The sequence below is a fragment of the Pedobacter ginsengiterrae genome (assembly GCF_039537385.1).
Classification (GTDB): domain Bacteria; phylum Bacteroidota; class Bacteroidia; order Sphingobacteriales; family Sphingobacteriaceae; genus Pedobacter; species Pedobacter ginsengiterrae.
The window spans coordinates 103,070-115,571 of sequence record NZ_BAABAK010000001.1 but is presented as its reverse complement, the minus strand read 5'-3'; the positions used below and the strand labels follow the sequence as shown (position 1 = coordinate 115,571).

10 protein-coding genes are annotated in these 12,502 nt (G+C 32.3%); 6 read left to right on the top strand and 4 right to left on the bottom strand.

The window, feature by feature from the left end:
- The first annotated feature begins 57 nt into the window (after window positions 1-57).
- From ABD692_RS00415 to ABD692_RS00390, 6 genes are all read left to right on the top strand, one after another.
- On the top strand, window positions 58-729 hold the full coding sequence (locus tag ABD692_RS00415) for an HAD family hydrolase (RefSeq protein WP_344764071.1): 672 nt from the start codon (window positions 58-60) through the stop codon (window positions 727-729).
- A gap of 21 nt (window positions 730-750) precedes the next feature.
- Window positions 751-1,794 carry a UbiA prenyltransferase family protein gene (locus ABD692_RS00410; RefSeq protein ID WP_316758671.1) on the top strand — a complete coding sequence of 348 codons (1,044 nt, stop codon included), beginning with the start codon at window positions 751-753 and terminating at the stop codon, window positions 1,792-1,794.
- A 23-nt stretch (window positions 1,795-1,817) separates the two neighbouring features.
- A complete protein-coding gene (locus ABD692_RS00405; RefSeq protein WP_344764069.1) occupies window positions 1,818-3,257 on the top strand; it encodes a GMC oxidoreductase in 1,440 nt (479 codons plus the stop codon).
- Between the two features lie 2 nt (window positions 3,258-3,259).
- Window positions 3,260-3,688: a hypothetical protein gene (locus tag ABD692_RS00400; RefSeq protein ID WP_316758675.1), complete on the top strand. Its 429-nt coding sequence runs from the start codon at window positions 3,260-3,262 to the stop codon at window positions 3,686-3,688.
- A gap of 120 nt (window positions 3,689-3,808) precedes the next feature.
- A complete protein-coding gene (locus tag ABD692_RS00395) occupies window positions 3,809-4,720 on the top strand; it encodes a glycosyltransferase family 2 protein (protein ID WP_316758678.1) in 912 nt (303 codons plus the stop codon).
- A gap of 9 nt (window positions 4,721-4,729) precedes the next feature.
- Window positions 4,730-5,899: a glycosyltransferase family 2 protein gene (locus ABD692_RS00390; protein ID WP_344764066.1), complete on the top strand. Its 1,170-nt coding sequence runs from the start codon at window positions 4,730-4,732 to the stop codon at window positions 5,897-5,899.
- A gap of 28 nt (window positions 5,900-5,927) precedes the next feature.
- Here the strand turns inward: ABD692_RS00390 and ABD692_RS00385 are convergent, their stop codons facing one another.
- The 4 genes from ABD692_RS00385 to ABD692_RS00370 form a co-directional block, all read right to left on the bottom strand.
- Complete coding sequence (locus ABD692_RS00385) at window positions 5,928-6,713, bottom strand: FkbM family methyltransferase (protein WP_344764064.1); 786 nt, start codon at window positions 6,711-6,713, stop codon at window positions 5,928-5,930.
- A gap of 125 nt (window positions 6,714-6,838) precedes the next feature.
- A complete protein-coding gene (locus tag ABD692_RS00380; RefSeq protein ID WP_344764062.1) occupies window positions 6,839-7,672 on the bottom strand; it encodes a cupin-like domain-containing protein in 834 nt (277 codons plus the stop codon).
- A 106-nt stretch (window positions 7,673-7,778) separates the two neighbouring features.
- The gene (locus tag ABD692_RS00375) at window positions 7,779-8,456 is read right to left on the bottom strand and encodes a 4'-phosphopantetheinyl transferase family protein (protein ID WP_316758683.1); all 678 of its coding nucleotides are present in this window, start codon (window positions 8,454-8,456) and stop codon (window positions 7,779-7,781) included.
- A gap of 24 nt (window positions 8,457-8,480) precedes the next feature.
- Window positions 8,481-12,500 (bottom strand): non-ribosomal peptide synthetase, encoded by a 4,020-nt coding sequence (locus tag ABD692_RS00370; RefSeq protein ID WP_316758684.1) that lies wholly within the window; start codon window positions 12,498-12,500, stop codon window positions 8,481-8,483.
- Window positions 12,501-12,502: the final 2 nt, after the last annotated feature.

Sequence of the window (12,502 nt, the reverse complement as noted above, 5' to 3'; positions counted from 1 at the left end):
AACTAACGCTTCACAATATCGGATTTTTTAATAATTTTACTGTAATTAATCCCTTCTGTGAAAAATATTAATCTGAATAACATAAAACTAGTCATTTTTGATGTAGATGGAACATTGTATGATCAATCTAAATTAAGAAAAAAAATGCTTGTGGAATTAATCAGATATTACATATTTAAGCCTTGGAGATTTAAGGATTTACTTATCGTTTATCATTTTAGAAAAGAACGAGAAAAAAAGGCTGGGCAACAAATTAACAATCTTCAGGAAGAACAATTTAAATGGTGTGCAGCAAAAATTAATGCTCCGCTAAATAGAATTAAAGAGGTAGTAGATAAATGGATATTTAAATTCCCGATCAAATACCTTAAAGAATCTGCCTATCCAGATGTAAATTATTTCTTTTCTAAACTAAAGGAAAACGGCGTTTTAACCGCTATATATTCAGATTATGATTCTAAGTTAAAGCTTGATAGTATGAACTTATCGGCGAATCTACTTGTTAGCTCAACTGATGAAAATATTAATGCCATGAAACCATTACCAGATGGCTTAAATTACATACTCGCAAAACTTAATATAGAAGATAAAGGTAAATGCTTATTTATAGGAGATAGGCAAGAGTTGGATGGAATATGTGCCGAAAGGGCAGGAATTCCTTTCTTATTAATTGATAATGATAACGCAAATGACAATTTTTATAAATCACTCTCAAACAAGCTGGCTTAATTTAAATTAAGTCGAATTATTATGATAGACAAAATTACGTTACCTAATGATCCCTTATCATCAGATAACACATCCCAAACCGAGCTGAGACCAGCTAAAATTAAAGAATATATTGCTATAGCTCGCCCAGACAACTGGGTTAAAAACCTTTTTATGGTTCCTGGAATGCTATTTGCATTATCTATATTCCATACTCCGTTTAATGGAGCACTTATATTTAAGATTGTTTTTGGCTTAATTAGTATTTGTCTGGTTGCATCAGCAAATTATGTTATTAACGAATATTTAGATGCCAGTTTCGATAAATTTCATCCTTTAAAAAACAAACGCTCTTCGGTAGTTTCAATTGTAAATCCAAAAATAGTATATACCGAATACGCAATACTGGCAGTTATTGGCTTGTCATGCGCATTTTTAGTATCTATAAAGTTTTTATTCGTAGCTGCTTTTCTCTTATTTATGGGCGTAATGTACAATGTTAGGCCATTTAGAAGTAAGGATAGAGTTTTTATGGATGTACTAACAGAATCTATAAATAACCCAATAAGATTTGCCGCTGGTTGGTTTATTTTTAGTCCAGCTTTAGGTATTCCAAATAGTAAATGGGATTTAAACTGGATAAACACTTTTCCGCCAGTTAGTATTATTATTGCTTATTGGATGGGCGGTGCGTTTTTAATGGCGACCAAACGTTTTGCCGAATTTAGGCTAATCGACAATCCTCATGTTGCAGGCTTATATCGAAAATCATTTAAGGTTTATACCGAAAACAGCCTTCTAGTATCTATGTTTTTTTACGCAATTACCTGTGCCTTCTTTATGGGTATTTTTCTGGTAAAAGATAGAATAGAATTACTGGTTAGTTTTCCATTTTTTGCTTTGCTATTTTCATGGTATTTAAAAATTGGATTATTAAATGATTCTCCTGTTCAGGGGTCAGAAAAACTTTACACAAGAAAATGGTTTATGCTCTATCTGGTATTATTTACAGCATTATTATGTACGCTGATGTTTATCGATATTCCATGGTTACATTGGTTTTTGAAAAATGCAAATAATTATTAAATCATAAATCTTAAATTATTGCGATGAAAAGAGATTTTTATGATTTAGTAGTTGTGGGGACAGGCTTTGCCTCGAGTTTTTTTTTAAAGAAATATCTCTCAAAAGTTGGTAATGATAAGAATGTACTTGTTTTAGAGCGCGGACATTTTTATCCTCACGAAGAACGTTTAAAAACAAAAAGAGGAGAGGAATCAGCATATCAAAAATATGAAGAGCCGTGGGAAAAGGCCATCAATAATTTAAGCCCTTATAAAAAATGGCCTTTTACAACAGGTTTAGGAGGCTGCTCTAATTGTTGGTGGGGTTGTACACCGCGTTTTATGCCAACTGATTTTAAAATGAAATCTTTATATGGTATCGAACAGGATTGGCCAATAGATTATAATGATTTAGATCAATACTATTACGAAGCTGAAGAGTTAATGCACGTATCGGGGCCAGAAGGAACGCCATTTCCAAGAACTGGAAAATATCCTTTACCACCACATGAGTTTAGTTTGGTAGATAAAATTCTGCATAAAACTTATGGCAACAAATACATCAGTCAGCCTACGGCAAGAGCAAGTAGAGCAACCGAAGGCCGAAATCAGTGTATGACTTCGAGCACCTGCGATACATGTCCAGTTAATGCAAAGTTTACAATAGAAAATTCTAAGATAGGCGTTTATGAAGATGAACGAGTAGAATTAGTCTATGGTGCTCAGGTTTATAGTTTAGAAATCGCGAATAGCGTTGTAAAGAAAGTTTACTTTATTCAAGATGGAAAAGAAAAAAGTATTGGTGGCGAATTAATTGTTTTAGGCGCAAATCCATTCTTTAATTCAAATATACTTTTAAATTCTGGAGATACATCGAGCCTGTTGGGAAAAGGAGTAGGTGAGCAACTTGGCATGCAAGTGTTGATTTACCTGGATGGAATGAGTAACGTGGGCGGAAGTACCTGGGTTAATGCTAACGGATACATGTTGTATGATGGGGAACACAGAAAAGATTACGCAGCTTGCTTAATGGAGGTAAGTAATGCGCCTTATTACATACGTTTAGAAAGAGGAAAGTATTTAAACATTGCAAGTATTAGATTATTATTTGAAGATGTTCCGTTAGATGTTAATTATGTAAACAAAACTTCTAATAAATTAGTTCCTGATGTGCATCATGTAGAAAGATCTCCTTATACTTTAAAGGCAATTGAAAATATGAAGGAGAAACTTCCAGGCATTTTATCTTGCCTTCCAGTTGAAAAACTAGAGTACTTAGAGCCTTTTCCGAATGAAGGGCATATTATTGGTGGTACGAGAATGAGCAGCGACCCGCTACTTGGTGTGGTTGATAAACATCTTATGCATCATAAATACAGAAATTTAATGGTTTTAGGAGCTGGAGCATTTACTACTTATAGCGCATCAAATCCTACGTTAACACTTTCAGCATTATCTTTATTAGCAGCAGATAAGACATTTTAAGCATGAACCGCAGAAAATTTTTATTTTTAACAGGCGTAACAACTGGAGCTGTAATAATTCCAGCATCGGTTTATTTTGTTTCTGGATCAGTTAAAAAGTTTGCCGTATTGTTAATAGAAAAAGAACTATCCTACCTTAAGCTAGAGCCAGGAAGCGTAATTAAGTATGTAGATGATTATTTTAAAAATAGCAATGATGCAGTTTCGAGATTAAAATTCAAAACAATGTATTATCTCAATATCAACTGGGAAAAATCTAATCATCTTAAAGAACTGATTAAATATTATTTATTATCGACCGATTTCTTTATAAATAAAATGGATGAAAGCAAAGTTGTTAGATATTTGGGCCAATACAGCCCGTATAAAAGTCCTGTACCAAATCCATTTGCTTACACACTTTACCCTCCTGCAACAATAAAGAATCCATAATTTAATACCTCAACGATAAAATACTCGAATTCAATTCCATTTTATGAATGTGCATAACTAGAGAGATTTATCTCGTGTATATGCAGAACTATAGAATTGGATTACTACTTTTACATATAAATGAACTCGGTCTCAATCATCACTGTTAATTTCAATCAACATCAGGTTAATATTGATTTTTTAAAATCAATTAAAGCCTATCCCTCAAGTTCTAAAGTTGAAGTTATTCTTGTTGATAATGGAAGCAGAGAACAATATGAGCAAGAATACAAACAGATTTTGCCTGAACTGATTTATATCCGATCGGAAGAAAATTTAGGCTTTGCTGGTGGAAATAATCTTGGTATTAAGAAAGCAACTGGCAAATATTTATTGCTGCTAAACAACGATACCGAAATTACCGCTAACCTAATTGATTCATTAGTTTCTGAAATGGAAGAAAATCCTGAAATCGGCATAGTTTCTCCTTTAATTTTATATTTTGATAAACCTGATACCATTCAATATGCTGGTTTTACAAACATGAATTATAAAACTAGCAGAAACAGCGCAATAGGTTTTATGGAAATTGATAAGGGACAGTATAGTTTAGACAGTAGTGAAACTGGATATTGCCATGGTGCGGCAATGATGTGTAGAAAAACTGATCTTGAAACAGTTGGCTTAATGGCAGAGGAGTTTTTTCTGTATTACGAAGAATTAGATTGGTGCGAAAGATTTAAAAAGGCTGGTAAAAAGATTTGGTTTACAGGCAAAACTAAAATTTATCACAAAGAATCGATTAGTGTTGGCAAAGAAAGTGCTATTAAAACTTATTTTATGACCCGCAATCGAATGTTATTTATAAGAAGAAATACTTCGGCCTTTAATACGCTTATATTTAGTATTTATTATATTTTCATAGCCTGTAGTAAACAGGTAATTACACAGTTCTTAAAAGGTAGAAAAGATTTAGTAAAATGGACCTTTAGGGGACTGTTTTGGAATTTTAAAAATTCTAAAAACAGTAAAAACTTAGGTTTTAAAATTTAAAACATCCCAATGATTATAGCTTTCTGGATTTCTTTATTCATAATTATCTACACATTTGTAGGATATGGTTTTTTATTGTTTTTTTTGGTGCGAATAAAAAGAATCTTTAAAAAGAATTATTTATTTAGCGATAGTGCAGAACTACCAACCGTAACTGTATTAATAGCTGCATATAACGAAGAAAATATAATAGAGGAAAAAATTACAAATACACTTGAGTTGGATTACCCGAAAGATAAAACTCAAATAATTGTTATTACAGATGGTTCTTCCGATTCTACTCCAAATAAAATTGCCGCTTATCAAGATGTCTTATTGCTTCATAAAGATTTAAGAACAGGTAAAATGGCTGCCATTAAAAGAGCAATGCCATCTGTAACTAATGAGATTATCGTGTTTACTGATGCAAATACTTTCCTTAATAAATCAGCCATTAAAGAATTAGTAAAGCATTATCAAAATGAGAAAGTAGGGGCCGTAGCTGGGGAGAAAAGAATTATGGTAGAGGAACTTGCCGACGCAAGTTCTGCAGGTGAAGGTTTTTACTGGAAATACGAATCGTTGTTAAAGAAGTGGGATTACGAATTATATTCTAATGTGGGAGCAGCTGGAGAGTTGTTTAGTATTAGAACAGAGCTCTACCAACCTGTTGAAAGCGATACTATTATCGATGACCATATGATTGCAATGAGAATAGCTGAAAAGGGATATTTAATAGCTTATGAGCCAGAAGCTTATGCGATGGAAACAGCTTCGGCTAATACAAAGGAAGAACTAAAAAGAAAAGTTAGAATTGCAGCAGGAGGGATACAATCTATATTAAGGCTTAAAAAAGCTGCCAATCCTTTTTACTATCCCTTATTAACATTTCAATACATATCGCATAGGGTTTTAAGGTGGACTGTTACACCTTTTCTACTTATCGCTGCATTAGTACTTAATGGAATTATTGCTTATAAAACCGATGTTTTTTTCTATAAAACTTTGTTTACAGCGCAAATTTTATTTTATATATTAAGCCTATTAGGAATGTTCTTCGAGAGAAAAAATATCAGGATAAAGGCATTCTTTATCCCATATTATTTTTGTGTAATGAACTATGCAGTAGTTGCAGGAATTATTCGTTTTTATCGTAAAAATCAAAGTGCAGCCTGGGAAAAATCACAAAGAAAATCCTAATCGTTTTTTAATTATTTCGATTATAAGTTTACTCTTTCGATTTTAATAATTCATAAACATCTTTTCTAACAAATGTTCGTTTCATCATGTAAGTAGAATGAACTAAAACATAGCCTGCTTTTAAAAGCTGGTTACAAGATTTTTTAATTCTCATCTTATGAGATAAGCCTTTTGCGTGGTAAACTTCATCAAATTCTATGCAAATTATTTTAATATCAAGCTTATCTTTAACGATCGTATCAATCACTGTATATTCCGCACCTTCAATTTCAATTTTCACTAAATCAACAGTATTGTGTTTAAATTCTTTCATGAAATTTGATAAGCGGTCTACTGGTGCTTCTATATACTCTCCTGAATCCTGAAAAAGATAAACAGAATGAGAAATATAGTTGTCCAGCTGAGGAGCGTAAAATTTCAAGATCGTATTTTCATCCCAAACACCTCTGTTAACGTACGTAATCTCATCTAATTGTTTAATGTTTGCACGATACATAAAGTTTTCATCGTCAAATACGCCGAAGGTTTCGCCTCTGGCAACGAATTCTTTAAGCTTAATAAAATAGTTTATGCCCTCTGGCATCGGATCGAATATGAAAATCTTCGAATCGTATAAAACTTTGAGTTCTGTATCGAATGAGATATCCTCACCCGCTCCAATACAATAGCAGATCGAATGTTTATTCAGAAAACCATCAGGAACTTTATAGCCATGATGTTCTGAACCTATATGAACTAAATTTTTGAGTGGTTTTACATCTGATTGAGGATGGAATTTGATTATTTTTTTTGCAATTTCCTTTATAGCCTTCATAATATTTAGAATGATTACTAGAACATTGATGAGATTAAAGTCAATATTCTAACAAGAGATTTAATTTTTTTACTTTTTATGATTGAGCTTTATAAGCTTTAAGTCATACAAAAGATTAGATGTTATTATTTTAGGCTATCGCCCATTTGGCAACCAACCCAAGCGTAACCGTGCATAACTACAGCTCTCATTAAACTTTCACGCCGTCTAAAGTCCCAAACATCTTTTAAAAATGGTTTATAGTTTTTAGCATTTAATTGGTCAAAAGCAACTGAAATTGTAGCCGTTAAAGAATATGCCGAATGCCAGGTTCCAAAAGGAATAAACAAAGTTTCGCCTGCACCAACAGTAAAATTTATTGGGGTCGCATTTTTATATAAAGGAAATTTCTCGTAGTCGGGTTCAAAAATATTCACTTCAGATCGCCAAGGATCATCAGCTTTTGGATAAAGAAATTCTTCTTGCCCTCTTGGAAATACTGTAAATTGCTTATCGCCATATAATTGTGTAATCCAGGCATTTAAGTGATAGTAATCAAGATGTAGATAGGGAAATTTACCACCTGGCCCACCAATAAAAAGTTCGGTTGCACTTCCCCAGTACCCTTTCTTAAACCATTTACTTTCCAACCAATTAGGAAGCGCATAATTTAAGTTCAATGGATCTATAAGAGGCAATAACTCTGGTAATTCTTTTGAAATATTATATTTTAAAGGGTAAGGAGCGGGGTTACTTTCTGTACTGGCTTCAACTAAATCCATTACCTCTTTCATGGTGTATGTTTGTCCTCCTTTTTCTAGCCTTCTATCTCCGTAATTTGCTCTAAACCAATCGGGCGTAAATAAGCCTTTGGCTTTCCATACACTGGCGGCATTTTTGAAAACTACAGGTATGCCAGGTTCATAAAATTCTTTTATAAATTCCTGATGAGAAATGTTGTCAACTCTTTGAATCTCCATGGGGATTAATGGTTATTTTAGAATACAATTATAATTATAAAATTTGTCTTAACGATATGCTATTTAGTGAGATAACTAGCTATTTTAAATGATTTTCTTTTAATTTTTAAAATTTCCAATCCCAGTATTTATGTTGATTATTTAAGTTTGTTGTAGCTAAACTTAACAGATAATTATCTTCTATTTGATGACTAATCAGTTTGTAAAGTGAATCAAATCTTGTTACAAATTCCTCAGAACAATCGATAGAATTTAGGTTATCTACTAAACCTTCTCCAGTCGCTTTTAAAAGTGCTTCTTTTTTAGTCCAAAAAGTATAAAAGTCGGTTATATTATTTATTTTATTAATCTCTGTTTTATTAAAGCACTCAGGTAGTAATGATTTGAAATCAAAATTTTCTTTAATCAATTCGATATCTACACCAACTGGTAAAGGACCTAAAATGATGACTATAAAATTACCGCTATGACTAATATTAAAATGGTAATTTTTAAAACATGGCTTCTTATTTTCATTAAAAGAAAAAATAATATCAGATGCATTTAAGCCCGCTTGCTTCGATAATAACATTTTAGAAAAGAATTTTCCAACAATAAACCTTCTTTTGTCGTCGTATTGCCTAAACTTTTCAGCTTTTTGTAATTCATCAGCTTGAAGAACTTCTTTACTGGATTTTTCTATTTCGTTATATGCATTAATCGAAATTTTAAAAACGTGAATACAATCTGTTGCCAGCATTTTCTCGCCATAATAGTCTTCCCAAATAATATTATCGGTTATCAAGTTATTCAATTTAATGCAGCAAAATTATTTTTGAATGCCATTAAGAACTTCTTGTAGCTTTTGTGAAAAGATATGTACGTGCTTTGGATCAAAAAACTGCAAATGTTCTAAAGGAATATCAACTATGTTTAATTCTTTACCTATATATGGCGACCAACCGTTACTATCCATATTTGGTACATAATTCATTTTTTTATCATTGGCTCTAAAAAGATGAACATTTACATCATACTTTTTAAGCTTGTAATTATTTAAGGCAATTTCATGAGTCTTCTGAATCTTATCTAACACATATTTTGGATTAGATAAATCTGCTTTAATTGGATTGAATTTTTTATAAAAATTATACATCGATCCAAGTGTAAAGCTGATATTATGATCTATGTATGCCTTCGGATATTTAGATAGATATAAAAAAGCTGAGCCAACGGTTTTAAAAATATGGCTAAAAATTGCTGAAAAATTACCGTCTTTCATCAGTTTTGTATAACTGTCTCCATCGTAATAAGTATCAAGCAAGCCTAAAAAGGAAACATTTTTACCTGCTTTTTGGAGCTGATCTGCCATTTCTAGAGCGATAACTCCGCCCGAAGAGTAACCCATGATTAAATATGGGCCATTTGGATTTTCTTTTAAAATTTCTTGAATATAACCACTTGCAATTTCCTCAATGGTGGTAAATGGCTCTTCATCAGGGTTTAATCCTTTTGGCTGAACACCATATATTGGTTGATTTTTATCAACTACTCCCGCAAGGCTTTTAAAAATGATAATATTCATTCCTTGTCCGTGAATGATGTATAGCGGAGGTTTGTTTCCAGATTTTTTAATTGGAATTAACGAATCCCAAGTTATTTCGTGTTTTGATTTGTTTAATTGTAATGCGAATTTTTCGACAGTAGAATTGTCAAATAAAATGGCAAGCGGTAAACGTAGCCCAGTTTGTTTTTCAACCTCAACCATTACTTTAATTGCAATCATAGAATGCCCGCCGAGCTCAAAAAAATCATCGGTAATACTTACTTGATTTAGCTCTAAACTTTCTGCCCATATTTTTGCTATAAGTTCCTGCTCTTTGTTTTCTGGTTCAATAAAAGTATTTTTATCAACTAGTTCACTAACATCATATTGCGGAAGCGCCTTTCTATCAACTTTACCGTTAGATGTTAGTGGTATATTATCTAACTCAATTAATATTCTAGGAATCATATATTCTGGTAACTGGCTTCTTAGAAAAGAAATTATATTTTCTTTATCAAGTGCATTTTCAGTAACCAAATAAGCAATTAGTTTTTTCTCTTCGCCATCCGAATCGGTGGTTAATACAGCCGATTGTTTAACGTTTGGGTGCTTTTGTAAAATATTCTGTATTTCACCTAGTTCGATACGATTGCCTCGTATTTTTACCTGATCATCAATTCTGCCTAAATATAATATATTGCCATCAGGCAACCATTTAACCAAATCGCCTGTTTTATAAATTCTACTGTCTTCTAAATTGGTGTTAGGATTTTGAATGAACGATTTTTGAGTTAATTCTTCGTTATTTAGATACCCTTTAGCAAGCCCGTCTCCGCCGATATGCAATTCTCCAGGAACGCCTACTGGGCAATATTTTAAGTTTTTGTTTAAAATGTGAACTGATGTATTTGAAAAAGGTTTTCCAATAGGTATAATAACAGGATAATCGTAATCTTTATCTACCAGATGTACTAATTTTCCTATTGTTGTTTCTGTTGGCCCATAATGATTTACAATTTCACACGATGCATTTAGCGCTTTAATCTGTTTTATATATTCTGCTGGTAAAGCCTCGCCACCAAACATTAAAATTTTACAAGCGGTGAGAAGTTTGCTTTTGTAGTTTAAAAATTTCCAATGAGAGGGAACGATTTTTAAAAAATCTATCTCATTTTGATTAAAATATTCGTGAATGTATTCTGGATTATTAAATCTGTCTTTAGCAAAAAGATGTAGTGAAGAACCTAAGGTTAAAGCACTAAAAAGTGTTGTGTTACCTAAATCAGTTGAAATAGCAGAACCTAAAGCAAAACTCTTACAGCTTTCTAACTTCGTTAATTTTGCTTTTAAACCAAATAAATAATCTACAATTGCGCTATGTGGAATCATAACACCTTTCGGGTTTCCAGTAGATCCAGAGGTATAAATAACGTAAATTAAAGCATCTGAATTTATAGAAATTGGTGGCTTTTCTTTTTTTGCCTGCCAAACCTGATGATTAATATCATCCAAGCAAATTATATTGCCATTAAAAGATTCGTATATTTTTTTATGGCTTGCTTTATCGGTAATAACAAAGTCACTCTTCGATTCATCAGTTAAAAATTTTATCCGTTGCGATGGGTATTCAGGATCTATAGGAACATACGCCGCACCAGTTTTTATAATTCCAAGAATACCAACAACAGTTTCTAAAGATGGGTTTATACAAATTGGAATTAACGTATCTTTTTTTACACCAGCATCAATTAAGTAATTTGCTAACTGATTCGATTGGATATTAAGCTGTTCATACGATAAAGATTTCCCTTCAAAAACAACTGCCGTTTGATTTGGAAATTCGCCAACTTTGTCGTTAATTAAATCAACAATTGTTTTTTCTTTAGGATAATTGCAATGAGCAGGCGTTATTTCGGGAAAGGGGTTAAGGTGAGATTGCGTATCACTTATTAAGACCTGAGGATTTGAAGATATTTTTGATAATAATGAAACGAAATCGCCCATCATTCTATTTATCGTTTCAGATTTAAAAAGCTGAGTGTTATAAGCCCATTCAAAAATCATCGAATCTTTTGATCCATTTACATTCAACGAAATTTCGAAAGTTTGGCAAACCCTTGGGTTAGAAATGATTTTATGTGTTAAGCCAGAGAAATTAACAGCATCGTCCATTCCTTTATCAACATTAAAAACTACAGGCACTAAAGGAATATTTGCTTTGTTCCTTTTTATATTAAGCTTTTTAAGTAATTCACTAAACGTTAATCTTTGATGATCGTATGTATCTAAAATTTCGTTTTTTCGTTTCAGTAAATAATCTAAAAATGAAGCATTTGGATCGATTTTACTGCGAAGTGGTAATAAATTTACGCAGTGGCCAACCAAATTTAAATTTTCGGATGCCAATTGCCCAGCCGATGGTAAACCTAATACAATTTCTTCTTGCCCTGTTTGGTTGTATAAAAATACTTCGAACGCCGCAATTAATGTTGATACAACACTGCTTTTAGCTTTAACAGATAGATTTTTAACGGAATCGTATAATGCACTATCTACAATGTAATCATTCCTTTTGCCTTCGTAAGTTCTGGTTGTTGGTCTGCTAAAATCTAAAGGCATATCCAAAACTGGAATATCATCTTTGTATTGATTTAACCAAAATTGTTGCGTTTCAAAATATTCATCAGTTTTACTAAAAATAACCTGCTCCAACGCATATTTACTGATTTGATCTGGTAAAACAAGCGTAGAATTTAGTCCGCTAAGTGAAATGTTATAGCAATTACTTAAATCTTCCAGAATAATTCCTAACGACCAGCCATCTCCAATAATGTGATGGATGATAATAGTAAAATAGTGCGTTTCCTCGTTAAGTTTATGAACGAATATTTTAAAAAGTGCACCATCATAAAGGTTGAAAGGTATACCGATTTCTTCGGTTATAAAGTCTTTAAGTTTTGCATTAATTAATGATTGATCGATATCCGAAAAATCAGCAAAAATAATGTCGTTATCTACCTGATTATATACGATTAAATTTTCGCCATCTTTAGAAACATTAGCCCTTAATGCTTCGTGACGAGCCGTAACGAGCTTAACTGCCTCTTGAAATGCTCTTAAATTAAATCTACCACTTAATTGTAGCGAAACAGATTCGTTATATGCTAAACTTGCAGGGTTGCCACCTATGACACACGATAGCCAAATTTCCTTTTGCGATTCATTTAATGTAATAACCTTCTCAATTTCCTTTCCTTCTTCGAAAGGATTATAATCAACCTCAATAAAGTTAGCCTCTGTCATAA

Coding starts and splice junctions, on each gene's coding strand:
- ABD692_RS00370 (WP_316758684.1), bottom strand. CDS start 12,500: ATGACAGAGGCTAACTTTATTGAGGTTGATTATAATCCTTTCGAAGAA.
- ABD692_RS00385 (WP_344764064.1), bottom strand. CDS start 6,713: ATGAAGGCTATAAAGGAAATTGCAAAAAAAATAATCAAATTCCATCCT.
- ABD692_RS00405 (WP_344764069.1), top strand. CDS start 1,818: ATGAAAAGAGATTTTTATGATTTAGTAGTTGTGGGGACAGGCTTTGCC.
- ABD692_RS00395 (WP_316758678.1), top strand. CDS start 3,809: ATGAACTCGGTCTCAATCATCACTGTTAATTTCAATCAACATCAGGTT.
- ABD692_RS00400 (WP_316758675.1), top strand. CDS start 3,260: ATGAACCGCAGAAAATTTTTATTTTTAACAGGCGTAACAACTGGAGCT.
- ABD692_RS00380 (WP_344764062.1), bottom strand. CDS start 7,672: ATGGAGATTCAAAGAGTTGACAACATTTCTCATCAGGAATTTATAAAA.
- ABD692_RS00390 (WP_344764066.1), top strand. CDS start 4,730: ATGATTATAGCTTTCTGGATTTCTTTATTCATAATTATCTACACATTT.
- ABD692_RS00410 (WP_316758671.1), top strand. CDS start 751: ATGATAGACAAAATTACGTTACCTAATGATCCCTTATCATCAGATAAC.